At 73.0% G+C, this 24,438-nt stretch carries 17 protein-coding genes, 1 pseudogene and 1 CRISPR repeat array; of the genes and pseudogenes, 9 read left to right on the top strand and 9 right to left on the bottom strand.

Features of this window, described 5'->3' with window-relative positions; all coding sequences use genetic code 11:
- Positions 1–63: 63 nt before the first annotated feature.
- The gene (locus ACYVOM_RS19405) at positions 64–516 is read left to right on the top strand and encodes an ATP-binding protein (protein ID WP_460304823.1); all 453 of its coding nucleotides are present in this window, start codon (positions 64–66) and stop codon (positions 514–516) included.
- 678 nt (positions 517–1,194) lie between these two features.
- A CRISPR array of direct repeats spans positions 1,195–1,619; the repeat unit is 30 nt; unit sequence GTCCTCATCGCCCCTACGAGGGGTCGCAAC.
- An 85-nt stretch (positions 1,620–1,704) separates the two neighbouring features.
- Here the strand turns inward: ACYVOM_RS19405 and ACYVOM_RS19400 are convergent.
- On the bottom strand, positions 1,705–3,153 hold the full coding sequence (locus ACYVOM_RS19400) for a tyrosine-type recombinase/integrase (RefSeq protein ID WP_460304822.1): 1,449 nt from the start codon (positions 3,151–3,153) through the stop codon (positions 1,705–1,707).
- A gap of 69 nt (positions 3,154–3,222) precedes the next feature.
- On the opposite strand from ACYVOM_RS19400, the gene ACYVOM_RS19395 reads away from it, so the two are divergent.
- The 5 genes from ACYVOM_RS19395 to ACYVOM_RS19375 all read left to right on the top strand — a co-directional run bounded on the left by ACYVOM_RS19395 (position 3,223) and on the right by ACYVOM_RS19375 (position 9,427).
- Positions 3,223–4,086, top strand: coding sequence for an AraC family transcriptional regulator (locus ACYVOM_RS19395; protein WP_460304821.1), 864 nt, complete (start codon positions 3,223–3,225; stop codon positions 4,084–4,086).
- A 142-nt stretch (positions 4,087–4,228) separates the two neighbouring features.
- Positions 4,229–5,020, top strand: a complete 792-nt coding sequence (locus ACYVOM_RS19390) for an alpha/beta fold hydrolase (RefSeq protein ID WP_460304820.1) — start codon at positions 4,229–4,231, stop codon at positions 5,018–5,020.
- Positions 5,010–7,241 (top strand): bifunctional serine/threonine-protein kinase/ABC transporter substrate-binding protein, encoded by a 2,232-nt coding sequence (locus ACYVOM_RS19385; protein WP_460304819.1) that lies wholly within the window; start codon positions 5,010–5,012, stop codon positions 7,239–7,241. Before ACYVOM_RS19390 ends, ACYVOM_RS19385 begins: the two co-directional genes overlap by 11 nt.
- 357 nt (positions 7,242–7,598) lie before the next feature.
- A complete protein-coding gene (locus ACYVOM_RS19380) occupies positions 7,599–8,546 on the top strand; it encodes a porin PorA family protein (protein WP_460304818.1) in 948 nt (315 codons plus the stop codon).
- On the top strand, positions 8,543–9,427 hold the full coding sequence (locus ACYVOM_RS19375; protein ID WP_460304817.1) for a lysylphosphatidylglycerol synthase domain-containing protein: 885 nt from the start codon (positions 8,543–8,545) through the stop codon (positions 9,425–9,427). The genes ACYVOM_RS19380 and ACYVOM_RS19375 overlap by 4 nt, the downstream gene beginning before the upstream one ends.
- On the opposite strand, the gene ACYVOM_RS19370 is transcribed toward ACYVOM_RS19375, so the two are convergent.
- From ACYVOM_RS19370 to ACYVOM_RS19360, 3 genes are read right to left on the bottom strand one after another with little or no spacing between them, the layout of a single operon-like run.
- Positions 9,397–10,152, bottom strand: coding sequence for an FkbM family methyltransferase (locus ACYVOM_RS19370; RefSeq protein WP_460304816.1), 756 nt, complete (start codon positions 10,150–10,152; stop codon positions 9,397–9,399). The genes ACYVOM_RS19375 and ACYVOM_RS19370 overlap by 31 nt on opposite strands.
- Positions 10,149–11,297, bottom strand: coding sequence for a glycosyltransferase family 4 protein (locus ACYVOM_RS19365; RefSeq protein WP_460304815.1), 1,149 nt, complete (start codon positions 11,295–11,297; stop codon positions 10,149–10,151). The genes ACYVOM_RS19370 and ACYVOM_RS19365 overlap by 4 nt, the downstream gene beginning before the upstream one ends.
- Entirely contained in the window at positions 11,294–12,073 is a 780-nt protein-coding gene (locus ACYVOM_RS19360; protein WP_460304814.1) for a glycosyltransferase, read from the bottom strand. Before ACYVOM_RS19360 ends, ACYVOM_RS19365 begins: the two co-directional genes overlap by 4 nt.
- Before the next feature lie 132 nt (positions 12,074–12,205).
- On the opposite strand from ACYVOM_RS19360, the gene ACYVOM_RS19355 reads away from it, so the two are divergent.
- Positions 12,206–13,513, top strand: a complete 1,308-nt coding sequence (locus ACYVOM_RS19355; RefSeq protein WP_460304813.1) for an acyltransferase family protein — start codon at positions 12,206–12,208, stop codon at positions 13,511–13,513.
- Between the two features lie 819 nt (positions 13,514–14,332).
- On the opposite strand, the pseudogene ACYVOM_RS19350 reads toward ACYVOM_RS19355, so the two are convergent.
- From ACYVOM_RS19350 to ACYVOM_RS19340, 3 genes and pseudogenes are all read right to left on the bottom strand, one after another.
- Positions 14,333–17,383, bottom strand: a pseudogene (locus tag ACYVOM_RS19350) (alpha-(1->3)-arabinofuranosyltransferase domain-containing protein); the annotation flags it as partial.
- Positions 17,384–17,387: 4 nt separating this feature from the next.
- Positions 17,388–18,761, bottom strand: coding sequence for a hypothetical protein (locus ACYVOM_RS19345; RefSeq protein ID WP_460304812.1), 1,374 nt, complete (start codon positions 18,759–18,761; stop codon positions 17,388–17,390).
- 359 nt (positions 18,762–19,120) lie between these two features.
- The gene (locus ACYVOM_RS19340; protein ID WP_460304811.1) at positions 19,121–20,203 is read right to left on the bottom strand and encodes a PucR family transcriptional regulator; all 1,083 of its coding nucleotides are present in this window, start codon (positions 20,201–20,203) and stop codon (positions 19,121–19,123) included.
- A 136-nt stretch (positions 20,204–20,339) separates the two neighbouring features.
- Between ACYVOM_RS19340 and ACYVOM_RS19335 the strand changes: the two genes are divergently transcribed.
- Positions 20,340–21,311 (top strand): PorA family protein, encoded by a 972-nt coding sequence (locus ACYVOM_RS19335; RefSeq protein WP_460304810.1) that lies wholly within the window; start codon positions 20,340–20,342, stop codon positions 21,309–21,311.
- A gap of 5 nt (positions 21,312–21,316) precedes the next feature.
- Here the strand turns inward: ACYVOM_RS19335 and ACYVOM_RS19330 are convergent, their stop codons facing one another.
- Positions 21,317–21,976, bottom strand: a complete 660-nt coding sequence (locus ACYVOM_RS19330; protein WP_460304809.1) for a CoA transferase — start codon at positions 21,974–21,976, stop codon at positions 21,317–21,319.
- A 237-nt stretch (positions 21,977–22,213) separates the two neighbouring features.
- Here ACYVOM_RS19330 and ACYVOM_RS19325 point away from each other — a divergent pair, with 237 nt between their 5' ends.
- Positions 22,214–22,963 carry a ZIP family metal transporter gene (locus ACYVOM_RS19325; protein ID WP_460304808.1) on the top strand — a complete coding sequence of 250 codons (750 nt, stop codon included), beginning with the start codon at positions 22,214–22,216 and terminating at the stop codon, positions 22,961–22,963.
- Between the two features lie 25 nt (positions 22,964–22,988).
- Here ACYVOM_RS19325 and ACYVOM_RS19320 read toward each other — a convergent pair whose 3' ends face one another.
- Positions 22,989–24,437 (bottom strand): beta-N-acetylhexosaminidase, encoded by a 1,449-nt coding sequence (locus ACYVOM_RS19320; protein ID WP_460304807.1) that lies wholly within the window; start codon positions 24,435–24,437, stop codon positions 22,989–22,991.
- Between the last annotated feature and the right edge of the window lies 1 nt (position 24,438).

The raw sequence follows: 24,438 nt of genomic DNA, 5'->3' as shown, positions 1-24,438 counted from the left end.
GCAATTCGGAGTTCGCCGTCCGCGCCGCTGAACCTCCGTCAAGCACAAGGCCCGGAGGCCGACATGACCGACACCGATCTCGTGTCCGATGACACTGCGCTGCGCTGGATCTACGAACAGGGGGACCTCAGCTGGCGCCGAGTCTTCCGCGGCAGCCCTTGCCAGGTGAAAGAAGCGCGGCGCTTCGTCTCCGAGACGCTCGATGGAAGCGGAAGCGAGACGGAGGCTTCGACGATCGTGGCAGAACTCGCGACCAACGCCATCCGCCACACCCCCTCCGGTGCCGGCGGTTGGTTCGGCGTCGAGGTCACCAGGAACGCCACCCTCGTCAAGCTGTCCGTCACGGACCTCGGCGACGGGAAGGGGCTGAACTGGAACAACTCAGAACTCCTCGACGAAGGCGGACGTGGGCTCTTCGTCGTCCGCCAGATGGCGAGATCCGTCGGGGCGGCAAGGCTCCAGGGGCTCGGACACGTCGTCTGGGCGACGCTTCACACTGCAGAACGGCGAATGTAGCCACAGGCCGGATCCGAGCGATCGCGACGTGTCGCCGACGTCACGACCGCAGCTGGACGTGCACGGCACGGTCGATAGACCGGTCGCGCGGCTTGGTCGGGCCGAGCAGGCCAGGCTCCAGCGAAGATCGGTTCCGGCAGATTTTCCCAGCCCGGCGGGTCGGGCGAGAGGCGTCGTTCGAGCGAAGCCGATTCAGCAGCGCAGTCTGAGCCCGCCCGGCCGGTCCGAAGTTCCCTTCGGGTACCAATTCACAGAACAAGACCGCTTCGCGGGGCAAGAGATAGATAAACCTGGCTTACGCCTTGAACCGCGCGGTTCAACGGACCGGGCGCGGTCTAAAGGAGATGCAGACGGTAGCGGAGACCGGACAGCCCCATCCTGCCCGCCCCAGTAAATATGGCAAATGACCGCAGACCATCCCGAAATACCCCTCTTGGATCAGAAAGGCCTGGCACACCACCCTCTTCTACGCCAAACACCCGATATCACCACAAACGCCGCACTTGGGGAAACGCGATACCAGCTCCCACGGATATCCTTGCCCAACCGCTCCTTGACACCTCCACAACGCCGGATTTCAGCGCCACACCGGCCCCACATGCACAACCGAGGGTCCGCTGAAAAACTCGGCCTCAAAACCCGACAGGCATCCCTTCCAACCAGCGGCTTTACCATGGGGTCCTCATCGCCCCTACGAGGGGTCGCAACGTGGACGCGGATTGGGCGGAGGGTGCAGGGATCGAGTCCTCATCGCCCCTACGAGGGGTCGCAACCCTATTGGACCATCGGTGGCCTCCGCTGGGGCCTCAAGTCCTCATCGCCCCTACGAGGGGTCGCAACAGGGCGTGCGGCACGGCGGTGTGGGCCGTCTTGGGGTCCTCATCGCCCCTACGAGGGGTCGCAACCTTAAGGCGCTCAATGGACGCAAGCCCATCATCCTCGTCCTCATCGCCCCTACGAGGGGTCGCAACATCTCGACGCGGCCGATGAACCCGACCTGGTTCTTCGTCCTCATCGCCCCTGCGAGGGCTCGCAACCTAACAAGGCGTCTCGGGACACCGCACGGCGTGTCGTCCTTCATCGCCCCTGCGAGGGGTCGCAACACGAGCGGCTCCGACGACGGAGACCAGTCCGAGAGGTCCTCATCGCCCCTGCGAGGGTCACAACAGGGAAGCCGGTCCCGAGCGATCAGGGACCGGCCTCGCGGGTGGCCGAACCGCCACGGCGGCTATGCGGCGGTCGGGCCGTGGATGAGCCGAAGTGTTGTTCGATGAGTTGGGTTGCTAGGACGGCGCGGAGTCTGTCGATTTCGGCGTTGGCGGCTTCGAGTTGGGCCTTCAGGTCTGCGGTTGCGTCTTCGGGGATTTCGATGTTGCGGATCTTCTTGAGAGCTGTGAGGGCGGTTTCGTCGGCGGTGGGGAGGGTGTGGAGGTAGCGCTCGGTGGTGGTGATCTTGGTGTGGCCTAGGCGTTCCTTGACGATCTGGAGGTCGGCGCCGCCTGCGAGGAGCCAGGAGGCGTGGGCGTGGCGGAGGTCTTGGAAGCGGGGGAAGAAGCCCAGGGCTGCGGCTTCGCAGGACGGGTGCCAGGTGCCGTTGCGGAACCAGGTGGCGTTCATGTGGGGGTCCAGGTCGACCACGCGGGGCTTGCGGGGGCTGTCCTTGCCGGCGGCTCTGCGGTTGGCGCGGTATTGGGCGACCGCCGCGCGGCAGTGTTCGCAGCGGCACTTGCCCAGGCCGTAGGCCGTGCTCGTGCCGTGGAGGTAGACGCGGCCCTTCTCGTTGGGGTCGGTGTAGCCGAGGGACCTGGGGACCGGGATGATCTCGACGACCGGCTTGTAGTCGAGGCGGCGGGAGAAGAGGTCGTCCTTGCCTAGCTTCTCGTCGTCGGCGTGGGCCTTGAGCTTCGTGACGATCTGGTCGCTGAGTTTGAGCTTTCGCCACTTGCGGCCCTTGGGGTAGTCCTTGACGAAGTGGCGCTTGCCCTCCGGGTGGACTTCGGGCGACAGGTACAGGACGACGCGGCTGACCGTGAGGATGTGCGTGCGGAAGTCGAGGTCCTTGACGCGGAGTTCGGCCAGCTCACCCCAGCGCAGGCCGCTCTCGATGGCCGTCTCGACGAGGAGCCGGGAGGTCGTGTCGGGGAGGGCGAGGTAGATCTGGTCGAACTCGTCGGCCGTGATGATGCGCAGCGGCTTTTCGGGGACCGGGTCGGTCGGGACGCCCCTGCTCGGGTGCAGCAGGATGACCCCGTCGTTCACCGCCGTGGTGAAGATGGCGTTGAGGACCGAGCTCTTGCAGTAGGCGATGCGGCGCTTGCCGACTCCCTTCTGCTTGAGCTCGGTGATCCAGGAGCGGACGTCCTCCGAGCTGATGTCGCACATCCGCATGTTCTCGAAGTACGGGAGGATGTGGGTGCGCAGTGCGCTCAGGTAGTCCTGCTTGGTACTGAGCTCGATCCGGTGGTTCGGCAGCCACGTCTCCATGACGTACTTGCCGAATCTCTGTCTGCCTCGCCGCGGGTCCCATGTTCGACCTTCGGCGATCTTCGCCACCGCGGCTTGCCATGCCCGTTCGGCTTCCTTGAACGTCTTGAAGGTCCCGGCGGTCTGCCGGACCCCCGAGGCGTCGTCGTACAAAGCTTGGAAGCTTACGCCGCTCTTGCCGACTCGTTCTCGGGTGAAGCCCGTGAGAGCCCTCCTCGCACCATGATCATTTGTCACTCATTTGTCACTGGGACTGCCTGCGACCCAGCAATACGATCTTGCTCGTGCACGGTCGACGCGGAGGGCCTGGACCACCCGGTCACCCTGCGGGCCGGTGACGCGTTCCTGCTCACCCGGCCCCGACGGTTCGTGCTGTCCACATCGCCGCAGGCCACCGTGCAGTCGGCGTCCCCCTTCTTCCGGGAGACGGGGGGCAGGACGGCGGAGGTCGGTCCCGTCGACCAGCCGGTGACCGCCCGGCTCATCGGCGGCAGTTTCACCTTCGACCGACGCGCCCGCGAACTGCTGCTCGACTCGCTGCCGCCGCTGATTCATCTGCCCGCCCACGCCGAGGGGGCCGACATGGTCCCCCACCTGCTGAGCCGGATCGAACGCGAGACCGCACGGGGCGGAATCGGCGCGGACCTGGTCACCGAGCACCTGGCTGTCGTCCTGCTCATCGACCTCATCCGCTGCCACCTCGCCCATCAGCGAGAAGGGACGGGGTGGCTGCACGGTCTCAGCGAACCCGTCGTCTCCGCGGCGCTGCACGCCATCCACGCCGACCCCGCGCACCGCTGGACGGTGGCGCTCCTCGCCGACGCCGCGCACGTGTCCCGCTCGACCCTCGCCACCCGGTTCAAGAGGACGGTCGGGCGAGGCCCCCTGGAATACCTCACCCGCTGGCGCCTCGAGTTGGGAGCCCACCGGCTCGCCGCCACCTCGCAGACCATCGCCGCCATCGCCGGGGCCGTCGGCTACGGCTCCGAGGCCGCCTTCTCCCTCGCCTTCAAGCGCGAACTGGGAACATCGCCGGGCCGCTACAGGAAGCAGGCCCGCACGCATGAGGCGCGAACGGGCCGCTGACTCGGCGGCTTCACCGATCGCGCCGTCCCGCGCGGACCTTTCCCGGCCGCCTAGCCGGTGTGGGCCTCTGAAGCGTGCCGGCGGAGTGCTCCGGGGTGCTCGGGGCTGCGGCTATGACTGTGTCGAGGATCGCCTGCGAGGTGTGCAGGGCGGTGATCGCTTCGGCTGTGCGGTCGCGTTCGCGGCGCAGTTCGGCGACGAGGTCGGGGCAGCGCGGGGCGAGGGTGGGGCCGTCGTCGCGGACGCAGGGGAGGACCTCGGCGGTGGTGCCGGCGGTGAGGCCGGCTCCGGGCTCGGCCGGGTCGTGCGCGGCACCGGGCCGGGACTGCTGCTCGCGCACGGCGCGGGCGGCGGGATCGACCCCAACTACGGGGCCGTCATGGACGTGCTCGCCGCGCACCGCACCGTCGTCGGGCCCGACTACCCCGGCACCGGCCGCACCCCGCGCGCGGAGACCCCGCTGACGCTCGACGGGCTGGTCGCCACGGCCGTGGAGGAGGGGGTGGAGACCTTCGCGATCTCCGGCTACTCGCTCGGCTGCCCCGTCGCCGTGCGCGCCGCCACCCGGCATCCCGACCGGGTGACCGCCCTGGTCCTCACCGCGGGCTTCGCCCACCCGAACCCGCGGCTCCTCCTCGCGGCGCGGCTGTGGCGCGACCTGCTCCGGGCGGACGACCTCGACGCGGCCCTTGAAGCGACCGCGGCCTCGGTCCCGCCCGGCACGCCGCCGGCGCGCGCCGCGCCGACTTCGCGACAGGGCATCTGCCGTTCGCCGAGCGGCCCGAGTGGGCCGCCCGCCTCAGTGGTTTCCTCCTCGAAACCCGCGTCTGACGCAGGTTGTGGCGGCTCGGGCGGAATCGTCCGAGCCGCCTTCGTGGCGAAGGGGCCGGCCGGTCGCGCGGCCGGGTGCGGGGTGTGGGGGGATGCGGGCTGATCGGATGGTTCGGTGGGGTTCGGCGGTGTACGGTCGCGAGCGGGCGGCGTGGGTGGAACGCCGGTTTCGGTGGGTCGGTGGACGGAGGTTCGGGGTGGGCGTGTCTCGGGTGCTGGCGGGGCGGTACGCACTGGGGGACGCGGTGGGGAGGGGGGCCGTGGGGGTCGTCTACCGGGGGGTGGACCGGGAGAGCCGGCGGGTCGTGGCGGTGAAGGTGGTGGACGACGGGCTGGTGCGGGGGCTGGGGTCGGCGGCGACCGTGGTGCGCGAGGTGTGGGGGCTGGCGGAGCTGCGGCATCCGGGCCTCGCGGAGATCCGGGACGTGGGGAACGACCCGAAATGCGGCGTCTGTGTGGTCTCGGAGTTCGTGGAAGGGGAGCGCGTCGACTCACTCGCTGAAGGGGCGCTGCATCCTGACGCGGTACTGGAGGTCGCCGAAGGGCTCCTGGCCGTCTTGGCCGAAGGACACGCGCGGGGCATGACGCACGGGGATCTCAAGCCCTCCGACGTGCTCGTGGTGCGGCAGGGCGGACGGCTGCGCGTGAAGGTGACCGACTACGGGCTCGTGCGGGTCCTGTCCGGGACGGGGACGCGGTTCACCCAGTCCGGGGAGATGATCGGCGGGGCGGCCTGGACGCCGCCGGAGGAGGCCGAGCGCGGCGCGGACGGGGCCGCGTGGAACCCCGTGGGGGAAGTGGCGCCGGGCGGGCCCGAAGGCGACGTCTACTCCGTCGGGTGCCTGCTGTACGGGCTGCTCACCGGGCGGGCGCCGTTCCGCGGCGACGTCCAGGGAGTCCTGCACCAGCAGGTGCACCGGACCGCCGAGCCGCCGTCGCACGCGGTGCCGGACCTTTCGCCGCACTGGGACGCGCTGCTCGCGCGGGCCATGGCCAAACGCCCGCAGGACCGCTTCCCCGACGCCGCCGCCATGCGCGACGCGTTGGAGCCGCTGCGCGCGGCAGCCCCCCACCGGCCGGCCGCGGCGACCCCTCCCCCGCCGCCCGCGACACGGGACACGCCTGCGAAGCGGCGCAGGAGCCGTGCGCTCTGGCTGGTGCCGGTCGCCGGTGTCGCCGCCGCGTCGGCCGTGGCGTACGTGCTCACCGCGTCGCCGTTCGGCCCCCCGGCGTCGGGCGGGCCCTCCTCCCCGGCGGTCGCGCTTCCGGTGTCGCCGGCGGCGGGCTCGTCGGTCGTCCTCGCCCACATGACCGCGGTCGGCGACGGGGAGGACGTCAAGGCGGTGCGGCTCGCCGTCGACGCCTACAACGCCACGGGGCCGGACACGCGGATCGAGCTGCGGGTGTACGAGCCGAGCGCCGAAGGGATCGAGGCCGTAACGCGGCGGGTGCTCGACGAAGGGGCGGTCGGCGTGATCGGGCCGGGCACCTCCAGCGACGCCGAGGCCGTCGTGCCCGTCCTGGAAGAGTCGGGTATTCCGAGCATCGCCTACGGGACGACCGTCGCGGACCTCGGAGACCGGGGCTTCGCCTACTGGCACCGGCTCGTCGCAGGAGACGACGCGCAGGGCGACGCCGTAGAGGTGTTCCTCCGGACGGGGTTGAAGGCCCGCCGCGTTGCGGTCGTGCACGACGGGACCGAAGACGGGCGGCCGCTCGCCGAACGGGTACGCCAAGGCGTCGAAGGCCACGGGGGCGCGGCCAAGGCGTTCGCCTACTCGCTCTCCGACACCGGCTACGGCGGCGTGATCGACGCAGTCCGGGACTTCAAGGCGGACGCGGTGTTCGTCGCGGGCCACCATCCGGGGGCCGGAAGACTCCTCAAGGCCCTGCGCGCCAAAGGGATGAAAGTGCCCTTCGTCGGCGGCGACGGCGTTTTCGGACAGGCCCTGATCGACACCGCAGAACGCGACGCCGAAGGCGCCTACGTGTCCTGCGCCTGCCTCGTCGACCCCGAAGGCACCTCCTCACCCCCGGCCGGCGAATTCGTCGAGGCCTACCGCTCCTCGTACGGGCTGCCGCCTTCCGCCGCCTACACGGCCGAGGCCTACGACGCCGCGACGCTCTTCGTCAGAGCGATCAGCGAAGGCGCCTCCACTCCCGAAGACGTCAACACCCGACTCGCCGCCACCGACCTCTCCGGAGTCAGCGGCCCCCTCGGCTTCACCCCCGACGGCGAGCCCCGCGACCCCGCCGTCCACCTCTACCGCGTCGACCAGGGCGCCTTCACCCCTCTGGGCCCCGCACCCGAAGCCCGACCCTGACAAAACCCTTCCTTTGCCCACGCCCCGCAACTACCACCAACAATCACCACAAACCAGACCCTCACCGACCCCGCGACCCGCCACTCCCGCCATAGACTGAAGGCAATCGAAATGAAGGAACGGAACATCAAGCAGTATCCGACGTTCCCTCCCGAATTCCGATTCCCGTCAAGGCACCTCCGAGATGGGCCGCCACGGTCCCTATCGGAAACGGCCAAGGCGAGTGAGAAGGAAGACCGCCGGAGACGAGCAAGACGGCTCGCCTCCGGCGTTTCTTTTGCGCCCATGTGCCGTGGCACAAAGGACGTTGGGGGCGGGGATGTGGTCGGGGCCCGGCGGGGCCGGGAAGATCGGAGGATGGGCAGGTCGGAGCGGGTGCGGGCGGTGTCCGCGGGACTCATGGCCACCGGGGCGTTCGGGGTGTCCGCGGCTGTGCTGGTGTGGGGCGGGGCCGGGGAGCGGATGGTCAAGGCGCCGGTCGGGGTCGAGGACGAGTGGGTGCTCGACGGGACCGGGGAGTACCTGAACCTGGCGGACGGGCGGCGGATCACCGGAGCGCGGGTGCGGACCGAGAGGTCGATCACCGGGGTCTCCTCGCTGAGCACGAGCCGGACCGCGGTCTGGGACTCCCTCACCGAGACCGTCGACGCCCGGCGCAGGACCGTCCTCTCGACCGGGACGTGGCGGCTGGCGTTCGACCGGCGGACGGCGGAGCTGTCGAACTGCTGCGGCGCGTTCGTCGCCAAGGACACCGGGGTGCCCCAGACGGGCCTCGGCTACCTGTGGCCGCTCGACGGAGCGCGGGCCGCCACCTACCAGGTCTTCGACACCGTCACCGGCAGGACGTGGGGCGCGGGCTTCGCCGGCGAGGCGACCCTCTCCGGAATGCGGACGTTCAAGTACATCCAGCGCATACCATCGACCACTGTCGGTGAGCTCAAGGGTGTCTCGGGCTCCTTCCTCGGGCTGAAGAAGGGCGCTAAGTATGACGTCGAGAGAGCCTACGCAGCGGTGATCACGGTCTGGGTGGACCCCCGGACGGGCATCCCCGTCGACCGCGCCGAGGAGACGACCGTGACGCTGCGCGCGCAGGGCGCCGAGCCCGTGGTCCTCTCCCACTTCGACGTCCGGCTCACCGGGGACGACCGTCGCACGGCCCTGCGCCGGGCCGAGGACCAGGCCGCCCATGTCCGCCTGGTGCGGGTCGTCGGGCCCGCCTCGGCGGCGGGCGCGGGCGCCGTCCTCGCGGTGGCGGGCGCGGTGCTCGCGCGCGCGGCCCGCCGAGTGCGGAGGCGGAGCGCGTGAGGCGGTTCCTGCGGCCGGTGCTCGGCCTGTGCGCCGTCGGCTTCCTGGCCCGCCGGATCTACCTCGACCGGGCCGATCTGGCGACCGCCCTCGGCGCCCTGTCCCTGTCCGCGTTCGGCGCGGCGCTGGCGCTGGTCGTGCTCGGGCTGGTCGCGATGATGCTGGCGTGGCGGACCGTGCTCGCCGACCTCGGGTCGCCGCTCCCGGTCCCGGCCGCGGCGCGGATCATGTTCATCGGGCAGCTCGGCAAGTACGTGCCCGGCTCGGTGTGGGCGATGGTCGGGATGGCCGATCTCGCCCGCGACCGGGACGTGCCGCCCGCCCGGACGGTCGGTTCCGCGACGATCTCGCTGGCGCTGACGCTCGGCTGCGCGCTCGCCCTCGCGGCGGCCCGGCTGCCCGGCGTGTTCTGGCCGGTGCTGGCGCTCGTCGTGTGCGGCCTGCATCCGCGGGTGCTGGCGTGGGCCCTCGCGGTGCCGTCGCGGCTGCTGAAGCGCCCGGCGCCCGAGCACCGGGCGAGCGGGGCGGGGATGCTGCGCGCCGCCGCCTGGACGGTCCTGGGCTGGCTGCTGTGGGGCAGCGCCGTGTGGGTGCTGGCGGACGCGGTCGCGCCGGGCGGCACCGCGTGGTCGCTGTGGCCGGTAGCCGTCGGCGCCTACGCGCTGGCGTGGGCGGGCGGCATCCTGGTCGTGCTGGCCCCGGCGGGCCTCGGCGTCCTGGACGGGGCGCTCGTGCTCGGCCTGACGCCCGCGTTGGGCGGCTCGGCGGCGCTGGCCGTGGCCGTGGCGGTCCGGGTCGCGCTGGTCCTCGCCGACGTCCTGGTGGCCGGGGCCGGGGTGCTGGCGCCCGCTCAGGCGCGGAAGAGCACCGAGTTGACGTAGCGGGGTTCGGGCCGCAGCGCCCGCCGCAGGAAGCCCCGGTCGAGGTCGCCGACGTGAGCGCGCTGGTGGCCTTCCAGATCGAAGTCCGCGAGCGGGGTCCATTCCCCCGCGACCAGGACCTCTCCCCGGTAGCCCCAGGACGCGAGCAGGTCGACGACCGGGGCGATCGGCTGGTGGCGCGCCTCGAGTTCCAGCAGGATCACCGGGCGGTCCCGCCGGACGGTCTCGGCCGCTCCGCGCAGCGCGGGCAGTTCGTGGCCCTCGATGTCGAGTTTGAGGAACCGGACGTCGGTGAGCCCGAGATCGTCGATCCGGACGCAGGGCACCGGCTGCCCTTCGGGCGCTTCGAGGACCGCGGTGCCGCTGCGGGCCGTGCTCGTGACCTTGGACGTCCCGGCCAGCCTGCTGCCGGGGGTGGCGGCGAAGGACGCGGTGCCGGGGTGCTCGGAGACCGCCGCGGCGACGACCTCGGCCCGGGGGAAGGTCCGGGCGAGCATCCGGGCCATCGACGGGTCCGCCTCGATCGTCACGACCTTGTCCGCGTGGGCCAGCAGCCGCCGGGTCCAGGGGCCGAACCAGCCGCCCGCGTCCACGGCGGTGCCCCCGCGCGGGACGAACTCGGCGAACCGCGCGAGTTCGGGTTCCAGCCGCGGGTAGAGCGCCCGGACCAGCCGGCCGAGCAGGGGCCGGGGCAGGGCTCGGGCGAGGGCGGGACCGGCGGTCATGGTGCTCCTGGGCGGTTCGGCGGTTCGAGGAGGGCGGCGATCCGGCGGGCGGTGAAGTCCCAGTCGAACCGCGCGGCCCACTCCTTGCAGGCTATGTCCAGCTCCGACCTGCGGACGGGGTCGGCGATCTCCTTGAGGGCGGCGCGGACGGTCTCGGCGAACGCCTCGGCGCTCGGGGCGAGCCAGCCGGTGATCCCGTCCCGGACGGAGTCGCGCAGCCCGTCGACGTCGGGCGCGACCGTGGGAACGCCGTGCGCGGCGGCCTCCACGACGCCCAGGCCCCAGCCCTCGCCCGCCGACGCGGCCACGTGGAGCCACGCCTCGGCGAGGAGTTCGGTCTTGCGCTCGTCGCTCACGAACCCCTCGAAGTGGACGGTCCCGGCGAGGCCGCGCGCGTCCGCCAGCGCCTCCAGGCGCTCCCGGTCGGGCCCTTTGCCGACGATCCGGACGACGAGGCCGGGGAACTCCTCCCGCAGCCTCTCGGCGGCCTCCACGACGAGTTCGAGCCGCTTGTGCCGGACCAGCCGCCCGACGCACACGATCGTCGGCTCCGTGGTGCGCTCCCGGCCCTCGGACGTGCCGGACGCGCCCGCGACGGGGTCGGTGCCGTTCGGGACGAGATGGATCTCGCCCTCCCAGCCGAGCCGCGCCCGCATCGCCAGGATCGTCGAGGGGGACACGGCGGCGGTGGTCCGCCGCCGGTACGCCAGGCGGGCCGCGGGTCCCTCCAGGAACCGGCCGAGCCGCGCGACGGGCGCGGGGAGGTACTCGCCGAACTGCCGGTCGTGGACGTGGTGGACGACGCAGACGACGGGCGTCCTGCGGGGCATGACCCACGGGGTGAAGAACGGGATGCCGTTCTGGCAGTCGACCACGCCGTCGAAGGAGAAGCGCCGGAGGGCGAGCCAGGCGAGGACCCGGGGGTAGACGCCGAAGGTGCCGCCCAGCCTCACCACGCGCACCCCGTCGGCGTGGGCGCCGCGGGTCTGGCCGGGGCCGCGGGCCGTCAGGTAGGTGACCGAGGCGCCTTCGGCGGCGAGCCGGGTCGCGACCTGCCAGGCGTAGGTCTCCGCGCCCCCGGCGTCGCGGTGCCAGGGGTCGCGCCAGTTCACGACGGCGATCCGCCGCGGCCGTAGGGAGGTCACGCGGCGGGCCTGATCAGCGCCGGGGCCGCCGCGCGCTCGTCCGGCGCGCTCGTGCGGGCGGGCTTCGGCCGGCGGGGCAGCACGATCCACATCCGGGCCAGTTCGGCGAGGACGGGCAGGCCGTGGTGGAGCACCGAGAACTTCGAGCCCGGCACGTCCTGCCAGGTGACCGGCACCTCCAGGGGGGCCGCGCCGAGGCGGGCGCACCGGGCGAGGAGTTCGACGTCGAAGGCGAACCCCCGGCTGTGCAGGGTGCGGGCCGCCTCGCGCACGAGGTCGCCGTGGAAGAACTTGAACCCGCACTGGGTGTCGCCGACGCCGGGGACGAGGATCCGGGAGAGCCGCCGGAAGAGCAGCGCGCTGCTGGAGCGGACCCTGCTGTGCCTCGCCTGGACGTCCGAGCCCGGATGGGTGCGGGAGGCGATGACGACGGGGTGGGTGCGCAGCAGCGCCAGGAAGGTCCGCAGGACGGTGGGGTCGGTGGCCATGTCGGCGTCGCAGAACCCGACGATCCCGGCGCGCGACGAGAGGAGACCGGCCCGCACGGCGGCGCCCTTGCCCCGCTCGGCGCAGTGCAGGAGCCGGACGTCGACGGTCCCGGCCGGCCAGCCCCGGACGATGTCGGCGGTCCCGTCGGTGCTGCCGTTGTCGACGACCAGGACCGAGGCGCGCACGGGGAGCTGGGCGAGCCTGCGGCAGAGCAGGTCGAGCCCGCGCGGCAGCCGCTCGGCCTCGTTGAAGGCCGGGACGACGACTTCGACCGTGATCGGGCTCATCGGCGGACTCTCTTCCCTGGGGGCAGCCTGAACGTAGTCACGCGGCGGCGTCGAGGTCACTATGGTGCATCACGAGCAATTTTGGTCGGCTCACCAATGAGCCGGGCGGCCCGGCGGGGGCACCCTGGGCTGATGTCGTCCGGACCTGTCTCCGCAACCCATCAGGACTCCCTCGACGGCGTGCGCGGGGTCGCCGCGCTGACGGTGGTGGTGCTGCACGTCGCGGGCGAGTCGGGCGAGACGGCCGGGCTGTCGTTCGTCCCCCGGTTCCTGGGCCACGGCGACATCGGGGTCGCGGTCTTCTTCGTGCTCTCCGGCATGCTGCTGTACCGGCCGTGGGCGAAGGCGCTGTTCGCGGGGAACGCCCGGCCCGCCACGGTCCCGTACCTGTGGCGCAGGTTCTGGCGGATCGTCCCGGCGTTCTGGCTGGCGGTCGCGATCGGCCTGTTCGCGTTCAACCCCGAGCACGTCGGCGAGTGGCGCACGTGGGCCGAGCTGCTCGGCATGGTGAGCATCTACGACTTCTCGCCCTGGTGGCCCGGCACCGGCCCAACCGGCATCTACCACCTGTGGACGATCTCGGTGGAGATGTCGTTCTACCTGGTCCTGCCGCTGCTCGGGGCGGCCCTCGGCGCCTTCGCCGGACGCCGTGCCGCGCCCTCGGACCGCGCGCGGAGGGTCCTGCTGGGCCTGGCCGCCCTGTACCCGGTGCACCTCGTCTACCAGTACTTCACGTACTTCCCGGAGTGGCGGCCGACGCTCAGCATGTGGCTGCCGCGGAGCCTTCCGTGGTTCACGCTGGGCATGGCGCTGGCCGTGGTCGCGGCGTGGGCCGCCGCCGAGCCTTCCGGGCCCGCCCGGCGGCTGTGCCAGGGCGTCGGGGCGGCGCTCCCGGAGTGCTGGACGGCGGCGGGCCTGTTCTACCTCATCTCCTGCACCGAGCTGACGGGGCCGTTCGGGCTGAACTTCGGCTACGACATGTTCTGGCCGTCGGTCTTCCGGGTCCTGCTGTACGGGGCCGTCTCAGTCCTGGTCGTCGCCCCGCTGGCGCTGCGTCCCGACAACCGCCATAGGCTCGCCGTCTTCTTCGGCAGCCGCCCCATGGCCTGGATCGGACGCGTCTCCTACGGGATCTACCTCTGGCACGCGCTCCTCCTGCTCGTCCTCGTCCGGATCCTTGGACCCCGGCTGCACACGCTGCCCTTCGCCTTCGGTGTCCTGCTCGTCCTCACCCTGCTGGTCACCCTCCCGGCCGCCGGGCTGTCCCACCGGTTCTTCGAGGAGCCGGTCCGGCGGCTCGGCACCCGCTGGACGGTGCGCCGCGGCGGCGACCAGCAGGCCGAGCACGGCGCAGCACAGCAGCTGGGCAACGGTCTCCGCCGGCGCGCGCGCTCCCGTGAGGCCGCCCAGAGCGGCGGAGGCCCCCGCAAGGCCCAGTAGCAGGGCGGCGGCCCAGGACGGGGCCAGGCTCGACGGGTCGAGCCGCGGGAGCCCGAGCCTGGGCACGCCGACCCGGGGCAGGAGGACGGCGAGCGCCCCGATCACGGCTCCGGGCCAGGAGGCCGTCCAGTAGCCCGCCGCCGCGCCGAGCGGCACGGCGGCCAGCGCCGGAAGGGCGACCGGGGCGGCCGAGGTCCCCGCGCGCCGGGCCGGACGCCGCCGGAGCACCGCGATCGCGCCGACCAGGACGAGTCCGGCCGCGCCCGCGAGGAGCGCCGCCCGATAGGCCTTGTCCGGGACGAACTCCAGCGTGACCGTGCCCTGCGTCCCGGCCGGGACCCACCACGCCTGACGCCAGCCGTCCAGCTGCACCGGAACGAGTTCGGCGCCCCCGGCGACGGCCTTCCAGCCGGGATTGAAGTTCTCCCCGGAGACGAGCAGCGCGTCCTTGTCGGCGTTCACCTCGACGGTCCGGGAGGTCGCCTCCCACGACGTGGCCCGGGCCGTCCCCGCCGGTTCTCCGGACGGCTCGGGCAGCGCCTCGCCGCCGACGACGAGCCCGTCGACGCGGTACTGCCCGTAGCGCGAGGCGGTGACGCGGTTCACGCCTTCCGCGAGACCCGCCTTCCCGCACGAGGTGAACCGCAGAGGCCGTCCGGCCAGCACGTCGCCGTAGGAGCCCTCGGCGCGGGTGTTCACCTGGACCCCGTTGACGTCGAGGACCGGGCCGAACCCGCACGGCAGCGCGAAGTCGGCGTCGGGCGTGGTGCGGATCTCCGGCACGCCGGGCACCCGGACGTCGGTGATCTGGACGTTCTCGGCGGCCGTGGCGAAGGTGATCCGCAGGCTGTCGGTGCGCAGCGCCGCGAAGCGCAGCACGCCGGTGTCGTCGAGGACGCCGCCGCGCACCGTGCCGTCGCCGCCGGTGACGTACACCTGCATCGGCACCTCGGCCGCGGGCGGGCGCTCGACCGCGATCCGGGTGATCTTCTTGCGGTCGGCCCAGCGGAGCGTCAGGGTCGGCTCGTCGTCGTCCGGGTCGGGAAGCCAGGTGGTGGAGGGGTCGTCGTCGAAGGCTGCGCGGGCCCAGGTCGCGGCCCCGTCGACGGCCTGGCTGCTCGCGCCGGCCTCGGGCAGCGGCTTGAGCCGCGTGTAGTGGTCGACCAGCTCGGTCTGGCGCAGCACCGCGCGGCCGGTCAGCCGCACCCGCCCGGCCGCCGCGGTGAAGGTCCGGTCGAAGCCGTAGGCCTCCTCGCCGCCCTTCTCCAGCGACCAGTGGCAGATCCACCGGTCCGCGCCGCGCATGCACGCCGACGACTCGTCGGACTCGCGGGAGAACGCCCAGAAGGTCGCGGCGACGTCGGGGGCCTTGAGCGTGCGGGAGGCCTGGACGCCGGGGACCCGCACCTCCGACAGCGCGACGGACGCGCCGAGGTCCGCGGCCTCGGCCTTGGTGAAGCCGACGAACCGGATCCGCAGCCACGAGGTCAGGCCCGGCGGGGTGAGCAGGACCTGCTCCTCCCGGTCGGTGCGGACGGTCTGCTCGCGGCTCCCCGCCTCGGTCTCGACCGCGATCCGCACGGGCGCGGGGCCGAGCGCGTCGTCCGGCACGAAGACGGCCCGGGTGCCGGTGACGTCGCGGGCCGCGTCGAAGTCGGCCCGCCACCACTGCCCGGCCGCGCCGGACCAGCCGCCGGACCGCCAGGAGGTGCGCAGGTCGTCGTCGAGGGCCGCGAAGGGCAGGGACCCGGCCTGCTGCTGGGCGGCCAGCGCGTCGGGATCGGAGGCCGACGTCGACGCCGACACCCCGCGCACCCCGGTGTACCGCGCGGTGGTGCGGTAGGCCGTCCACGACGGCTCCAGGTAGTCCGACGGCTCCTCGTCCTCGGTGAGGGTGGGCGACAGACCGGTCCGGAGCAGGCCGAAGTGGCGCAGCCGGGAGCGCAGCGAGTCCGTGCCGACGGTCGCGGCGGGCTCCCCGGAGGGCAGGCCTTCGGCGTCGTCGCCGAGGACGGTCGGGCGGTCGTCGTCCAGGAGGCCCTCGTCGGCGAGGTCGAGGAGGGCCTCGGGCGCCCCGGCGACGCGCAGGAGGTCGTCGGCGCTCCGGAGGGTGACCGGCGGGGCGTACCCGGCCACCTCGTAGACCTCCAGCGCCGGGTACGGCTGGTCGAGGCCGCCGACCGCGTCGTCGGTGCTGTAGCCGCCGGTGGTGGGCGGGCCGAACTCGGCGACCTTCGCCAGGCCCGGCGAGTCGTTAAGGGCCTGATGGACGCGGGCGGGCCAGGCGCCGGTCAGCTCGACCCGGTCCAGGTCATTGCGGACCACCACGAAGCGGACGCCGAGGCGGCCGAGCACCTCGGCGAGGCCAGTGCCGCCGCGTCCCGTGGCGACGCGCCGGTCGACGGCGTCCAGCAGCCGGGTCAGTCCGGTCGATCCGGCCGCGCCGATCTGCCGCTGCACCCAGCGGACGTGCGAGAACTGCTGGAGCGGCTCGTCCAGGGGGCGGCCCCACAGGTATTCGGCGAACCGCGAGCCGGGCAGCGACAGCACGGCCTGCTGCCCGGTCCTGGCGTTGAGCCAGGACGCCGCGTCGGTCCAGTAGGCGGGGACCTGCCTGACCGGGCCGGGTCCGGCGAGCCCGATCTGGACGGCGGGCGCGGCCGTCGCGGCGAGCGCCACGGCGACGGCGGCGACGGCCTTCGGCCGCAGGTGCGCGAGCAGGTGGGCGAGGCCGAGGGCGAGCGGCAACCGCAGCACCGGGTCGAACTTGCGGAGGTTGCGCAGCGCGGCCAGCGGCCCGTCCAGGAGGTCGCGCACGGGCCCCGCGAGGGCCGGCTCCAGCGTGCCGATGTGGCCCGCGGTGAGCACGGCGATCCCGATCAGCAGGGTGATGGCGAGGAAGAACCGCTCGGGGGCGTCGCGCCGCAGGAGGCCCGCGAGCCCGGCCGCCGCGACGAGCGCGGTGAGCAGGATCATCCACGGCGAGGCCGCCAGCACGTTGCCGACGGGCAGGGTCGGGCCGCCGCTGCCGGCCAGCCAGGCGACCCAGTCGGGAGTGCCGCGCAGCACGTTGAGCAGGGAGGTGACGGGGGTGATCGTCTCGGCGTTCTCGGTGTAGGGCAGGAACGAGAACCCGTACCGGCCCATGACGACGAGCGGGACCGTCCACCACAGGGTGGCCGCCGCGACCATGGCCGTCCACCAGCCCAGGAGCCGCCAGCGGCGGGCCTCACCGTCGCGCGTCACGATGAAGACGAGCGGCACGACGAGGACCGCGACGACCGATGCCGCGTTCACCCCGCCGCACAGCGCCACGGCGAGCGCGGAGCGCGCCGCGCAGCCGATCCGGCCGCCGCCGCGCGCGGCGGTGGCCAGCGGCAGCAGGATCCACGGCAGCAGCGCGATCGGCTGGACCTCCGAGGACAGCACGCCGAGGTCGGACAGGACGCGCGGGGCCAGCGCGTAGGAGAGCGCGGCGATCATCCGGGTGTCCGGGGTGCCGATGCCGAGCCGCCCGGCCAGCCGGTACAGCCCGGCGAAGGCGGTGACGGCGAGCACCGCCATCCACAGCCGCTGCACCACCCAGCCTTCGAGCCCGAGCAGTCTGCCGCCGAGGAAGAACTCGGCCATGGGGAACAGGTAGCCGTTGGCCTGGTTCTGGACCTGGCCGAACTGGTTGACGTCCCAGGCGTGCAGCGACCTGGCGACGAAGTGCACGGGGTCCAGCGCGAAGTCGATCTTGGTGTCGGCGAGCAGCTCGCCCGGACGCGTCAGGAAGACCAGGGTGACCAGCAGGAGGCCCGCCGCGCACAGGCGCAGGCGGTGCCGCAGCGGCGGATCGGCCGCCGGGATCGCGGGTTCGGTGCTCACTCGGTCAGCCCTTCTCGGGGTCCAGCACGTACAGCGTCAGGTCGGGCCCGGCCAGGACGGGGGCGAGCCCCGGGAACCGGTCGCCGAACCCGTCGGTCTCGGCGTCGACGACGACATAACGGAAGCCCGCCTCGCGCAGCGGGTCCGTCAGCGGGGCCGCGGACTCCACCAGCGGGGTCAGCGCCGCCGCCCGCGGGTCCTCGGCGGGGACCGTGGTGGCGCCGACCCGGACCGCGTCGTTGAACACGACCTCGCGCGGGAGGTAGCGGACGAGCGGGTCGAGCGAGCCCCGCCCGCCGTTCCACGGATAGGAGCGGTGGGCGTGCCACGGCAGCAGCAGGACGTCGCCGGGAAGGCGGTCGGCCGCCATCAGCTCCCGCGCCTCGGCGAAGGCCGCCGGGTACGGGACCGCCGCGAGCCTGCCGAGCCCGCCGAACAGCAGCCCCGGCAGGAGCACCACCGGCGCGGCGACGGCCAGCGGCGCCAGCCCCGCGCGGAGGCGTCCGACCAGGGCGGCCATCCCGACCGCCTGGAGCAGGGCCAGCGGCGCCGCGAACTGCTGGGCGTCGCGCAGCACCGCGAAGCCCGGCCAGAACCCGATGAGCGACCCCAGCAGGCCCGGTGCGAGCGGCTCGCACAGCGCCACGGCGAGCCCCGTGCCCGCGGCGACGGCCAGCGGACGGCAGGCCCGCGCGCCGAACCAGGTCAGCGCGAGGGCCAGCGCCAGCCGCGGCACCGCGAAGACGGGAAGTTCGTAGCCCGCCGGGACCACCTCGGCGTTCCAGACCCCCGAAAGGCAGAGCAGGCTGCCGACCACGCCGAACGGGGTGTCCGCCCGGGAGGCGAACACCTGCGCGCCGACGGGATCGGCGGGCACGTCGCGCAACAGGGCCGGGAGCAGCCAGGGCAGGCTGAGGGCCGTCCAGACCGCGGCGGTGAACAGCCGCCGCTTCCCGCACGCCAGCACCGCGGGAAGGGTGACGATCATCGCCATGAAACCGCCCGCCGCCGCCGGCAGCAGCGCCGCGACCGTCGCCCGGCGGCGCCCCCGCCGGGCCGCGTCGACCGCCCAGGGCAGCCCGGCGTAGCCGAGCAGCAGAGCCCACTGGCCCAGCAGCAGGCGCTCGGCGACGAAGGGGTTCCAGCAGTAGAAGACCGCGGCGGCCACCCGGGCCCCGGGCGGCAGGCCGCGCGTCAGCCGGACGGCGCCCGCGCAGGCGAGCACGAAGATCGTCAGGAGGACGAGCTTCTGCGCGAGCGAACCGGGCAGGAGCGCGGTGAGCACGGCGGCCAGCAGATCGCTCGGCACCGCGCGCGGCGGCGCTCCGGCGAGGCCGATCAGCGCACCGTCGAACCGCCACCGGGGCACGAACACCATGTCGTAGGCGAGCGTGAACCCCGGTGCGAGCGCGGGCCCGAGCGCGAGAACGCCCAGGCCCGTGCCCAGCAGGTACGGCCAGATGCGGCTCAGGGGGTCCCGTAGTTGTAGAGCTCCGAGCGCGGCGGTTCGACGCGCTCGGATTGGTAGACGACCGCAGTGGTGGCGCCCAGAGCCAGGGCTATCCCTACCACCCCGGAAATCAGATACGTGGTCATTGACTTCCTCGCCCACTCGGTCCCGACAGGTCCCCCGAGCGTAGGGAAGGCCCGGCCGGACATGCATCGCCGTGCGTCCCAATTCCTTTGTCCGTGATGACAAGCGGCCGCGTCGCGGGCCTCCGGTCGGCCCGCGCCCCCTCACGGGGAGGGGGCCGAGGCGTCGGTGATCCGTTCGTACTGCAGCGCCCACCAGACCGTCACGAGGTCGTCGACCCGCTCCAGGTGCAGGCCGCTCAGCTCCTCGAACCTGCGGATCCGGTACCGCAGCGTGTTCGGGTGGACGTGCAGCTTCGCGGCGGCCTCGGCGATGTGGAGGTCGTGGTCGAGGTAGGCGGTGAGCGTCTCGGTGAACAGCTCTCGCTGCGCCGCCGGGATCGCCCCGAAGCACCGGTCGGTGACGAGGCCGGTGAGGTTGGGGCTCTCCAGCACCGCGGCGAGCAGCGGCACGTCCTCGATGTTCACCACGCCCGTCATGCCGAACGCCGAGGAGACCCGCAGCACCGTCGAGGCCTGCGCGAAGGAGAACGACGCCGACGCCAGCGGCATCCGCTGGCCCATCGCGAGGATCCCGTCGCCGTCCAGGCGCGGCCGGTGCGCGATGAGGCCGACGAGTTCGCCCTGGTGGCTCTCGGCCAGCCCGGCGCCGTCGACGCCCGACTCGAACCTGCGGCGCGCCTCGCCCGCCGGGATCCGCGCCCGGAACGCCGCGTAGTGCTCGCCGGGGTCGAGGCCGAACTCCGCGGCGAGCTTCGTCAGCCGCGCGCCGCCGAGCCGGCTGCCGAACAGGTCGGTGAGGAACGCGGCCCTGCGGTACCTGTCCTCCCGCATGATCTCCTGCTCGACCTGGCGGTGCGCCTCGCTCGCGACCTCCAGCGCCTGCACGACCCACGACCACAACTGGGTCGGCTCGTTCGGGACGAACTCCTGGGCCAGCACCGCGAGGGTGCGGGCGCCGTGCACGAGCGCCGGGAACGGCACGCCCGACCTCGCGCGCGCCGCGCCGATCCGCGCGACGACCTCCAGCTCCGCCGCGGACGGCGGGCGGTTCTCGGCGAACGCCGCGGCGGCGGCGCGGATCGCCTCGGTCATCCCGGCGAGCAGATCGGCCTGCGGGACGCCCGCGTACTCGGGGACCTCCCGGTACAGGACCTCGCGCCCGTGCTCGACGAAAGCCATGAGCTGCGGGTCGCCCAGCAGCCCGCGGGGGGTGTCAGGCTCCATGACCACTCCGTAGTGAGAGCGCGGTTGTGTGCGCAGACAAGCAAGGTTGGGAACAGGGCCGATGGCAGCGAATGAGATCCCCGTCACGATCGCAGGACTCAGACTCATCGCCCCTGTCCCCCCGGAGGTCCCCCGCATGCGCAGAACCATCGGCATCGTGCTGCTGGTGCTCGGTTTCCTCGGTGTGGCGCTCGCGGTGCTGCTGCGCTTCCAGGTCGCCCCGAAGCTGATCGCAGCGCCCAACGACCGGTACGGCGTGGCCACGTTGACCGGCCCTTCCGCGACGTACCTCGACCTCGCCACCGGCCGGCCGGTCAGCGCCCCCATGATGATCACTGCGACCACGCGGTCCGTCACCGACCAGAGCACCGACGAGATCGCCGTCTGGGACTCCTTCACCGCGGTCCAGCGGGTGTCGGACGAGGAGGTCATGTCGGCGAGCGAGTGGCGGCTGGCCTTCGACCGGCGCACCGCCGAGCTGAAGACCTGCTGCAGCGCCCACGTGAACGGCAACACGGCGATCTCGCAGTCCGGCCTCGGGCTCATGTTCCCGACGAACGACCGGCTGGAGAAGAAGGACTACACCCGCTTCGACGCCTCGACCGCGCGGACCTGGAAGGCCGAGTACGTCGGCGAGGAGACCGTCGAAGGCGTCAAGGCCTACAAGTTCACCCAGAAGATCGACGGGGCGGTGCTCGGCGCGCCGTCGGACGTTCCGGCCTACCTCTTCGGCGCGGGCGCCAAGGGCTCGGTCAGCGCTGAGAAGGTCTACTACTCCGAGGTGACCGTCTGGGTGGAGCCGCGCACCGGGTCCACCGTGAACCAGGTGCAGAAGATCGACACCCGCCTGCGGAACGTGGCCGACGGCACCGAGGTGTCCGCGCTGGCCGGCGAGTTCACCTTCACCGACGAGAGCCGGGCCGACCTGGTCTCCGGCACCGAGGACTCGCTCGCCAAGATCCAGTTGCTGAAGCTCACCGGCCCGCTCGTCCTGCTCCTCGGCGGCCTGGTGCTGATCGCCGGAGGCGTGCTGCTCCGCCGGTCTCCCGGCCGCCACCAGGCCGGAGGCCGCACCCCTGAGCCGGAGCGGGCGCCCGAGCCCGTCTGACGGGTTCATTCGACGGCCCCCGAGGCCTTCAGTTCGATGATGCGGTCCCAGCCCATCCCGAGGTCCATGAGGATCTCCTCGGTCGGCCCGTCGGCGTGCGAGAGCGCCCGGGCCGGCCGGTCGAGCACCCGGACGTCGGCGTGGCCCTCGGTCCACCAGGCGAGGGTCCTGGCGGGCGCGGCGAGGTCGAGCGGGGGGACCTCGCCGGTCCGCTCCCTGCGCAGCAGGGCCGCCGCGATCCCGACGGCGAGGTGGACGCCCGGAAGGGCGTCGGCCTCGCCGTCCGCGCGTCGACCGGCGCCCGTTCCCGCGTAGACGACCCGGGCGTTGTCCTGGCGGACGTCGGCGAGGTCGACGCCGCAGCGCGCCCGGTCGGCGGGCGCGAGGCAGGTGAGGAAGACGTCGGCGCGCACCAGGAGGTCGTGGAAGACCTCCCGGCCGCCGACGGTCTCCAGGTCGAGGCCCAGGCGGTGGCCTTCCCGGGCCGTCCCGTGCCCGCCGCTTCCGGCGCCGCCGACCACGACGAGGTCGGCGCCCCATCCGGCGAGCACCGCGCCCGCCCACGACGCGGGGTGCGGCCCGGCCACTTCCAGCACCCGGAAGCCCTCAAGCGGCCCGGGTCCCGCGGCGGCCTCGTCCTGCGCCTTCATCTCACGAAACAACAACGGGGGCCCCTCTCGCCCGAAACGTGACCTGCCTCACGTACTAAACAGACAACTACGACAGAACCCCGCCGCCCTGTCAATAGGAAACGTCCCAAAGCCCCAGGTCACGGGCATAACCTCCCACTTCGCGTTCTCCCTCCGGCGCTCCCAAGTTGGGGGCTCCCCGGGGGTTCCGGCAGCTCAGCCCCGGGGCAGCTAGTGAGAATCACATCCGGTGATCATGCGGACGAGGGAGCCATGCCGATCTTCGTGGCCGCGCTTGCGGCGCTCGCCACGCTGTTCGGCGGGTGGGTGGCGGCGCGGACGCGGGACCGGCGGCACCTGGTGCTGGGATTCGCCGCGGGGCTGATGCTGGGCGTCGTGGGGTTCGATCTGGTGCCCGAGGCGATGGAGCAGGCATCGTTCGAGGTCCTCGGGGTGCCGGCGGCGAGCGTGGGGATGGTGGCGGGATTCCTGACGATCCACGTGGTCGAGCGGGGGCTGGCGCTGCACCGGGCGCACGAGGCGGAGTACGGGCAGCACGCACACGACCTGCAGAAGGTCGGCGTGCTGAGCGCGGGCGGGCTGATCCTGCACTCGGCGCTCGACGGCTTCGGCATCGGGATCGGCTTCCAGGCGGGCACCGCGGTGGGCGTCTCGGTGGCGATCGCGGTGATCGCGCACGACTTCGCCGACGGGTTCAACACCTTCACGCTCGCGACGCTCTACGGCTCCCGGGGGCGGCTCCCGCTCATCCTGGTCGGCCTCGACGCGGCGGCCCCGATCGCCGGCGCGGCCCTCGGCACCGTGCTCCCCGTCCCGGAGCAGCTCATCGGCCTCTACCTGGGCTACTTCGCGGGCTTCCTCCTCTACCTGGCGACCGCCGACATCCTGCCCGAGGCGCACGCGCGGCACCCGTCGCGGCTCACCCTGCTGTGCACCGTCGCGGGCGCCCTGGCCATGTGGGCGGTCGTGGGCTTCTCCCACTCCGGGACCCACGCCCACTGACCAGGGCTCCGCCGGTCCTTGCCCGCTACTCCTCCAGCTCGGGCGCCCGGTAGTAGGCGGTGATCCCCGCGGCGTCCCAGCGCGCGGTGTGCGCGCGGAGGCGGCGGACGTGGGACGGCCAGTCGCGGGGGGCGGCCGACCAGGCGATGTCGGCGACACCGGGCAGGCGGGGGAACAGCATGTGGTCGATGTCGTCGAGGGTCCGCAGCGTCTCGCTCCACAGCGGCGCCTCGACGCCCGCGACGTCGGCGCCGGGCACGAGCTCCTCGGGGTCCCACTCGTAGGACCGCCGGACGCTCACGGTCCCGGCCCACCGGAGCCCGAGCTCGGTGTCGTCGGCGTACTTCTGGTCGAGGTAGACCCGGTCGGCCGGCGACATGATGAGCCTCGCCCCGGCCCGCGCCGCCTCGACCAGCGCCGCCGGCACCTCCTCGCTCGTCGGCCTCCAGTACTGCAGGTGGACGCCCGCGGGCAGCCCCGGCGCGGAGGCGGCCTCCTGCCAGGCGACCGCGGTCATGCCGCGCCCGCCCACGAGGGGGAGAGCGCGCGCCATGAAGTGGGCGTAGTCCTCGGCCGTCGTGGACAGGGCCTCGTCGCCGCCGATGTGCAGGAGGCCGCCGGGACTCAGGGCGGCGACCTGCCCGAAGACCTCGTCGAGGAACGCGTAGGTGGAGTCGCGGTGGACGGCCAGCTCGCTGAAGCCGACCTCGACGCCCTCGTACAGCTCGGGCGCGTCCTGCGTCGACAGGAACGGGTAGCTCGACATCGCGGCCTGGGTGTGGCCGGGCACGTCGATCTCGGGGACGACCGTCAGATACCTCTCCCCCGCGTAAGCGACGATCTCCTTGTAGTCGTCCTGGCTGAAGAACCCTCCGGGCGGTCCTCCGACCGCCGTGGTGGCGCCGTGTTCGGTGAGCCGGGGATAGCCGTCCACCTCCAGCCGCCAGCCTTGGTCGTCGCTGAGGTGGAGGTGCAGGACGTTGAACTTGTACGGGACCACCCTGTCGATGAACGCCTTGACCGCGGCCACGTCGAAGAAGTGCCGGGCCACGTCCAGCATCACGCCGCGCCACGCGTACCGGGGGCCGTCCTCGACGGAGACGCACGGCACCGTCCACGGCCCGGGCGCCGGCGCCGGGGACTCGATCGCGGGGGGAAGCAGCTGGCGCAGCGTCTGGACGGCCCGGAAGAGTCCTTCGTCGGTGTGCGCGCGCAGCACCGCGCCCTCCTCGGTGACGTCGAGGAGGTAGCCCTCGTCGCCGAGGGAGGCCGGCCCGTCGAGGAAGAGCGCGAGGGTCGCGGGGGCGCCGGGCCCGGGCCCCGGGAACGGCAGGCCCGTGGCACGGTCCAGGAGGGCGCGCAGAGCGGTGGCGGCGCGGCCGTCCGGCGCCGTCAGCGTGGCGCCCGGGCCGAGCGTGAGCACGCCCTGCCCGGGCACGAGCGAGCGCGGGACGGGGATGAGGTTCGGTTCCACA

The organism is Actinocorallia aurea (genome assembly GCF_054783995.1).
Note: the sequence above shows the minus strand (reverse complement) of the source record. Positions and strands in the feature narration are given on the sequence as shown.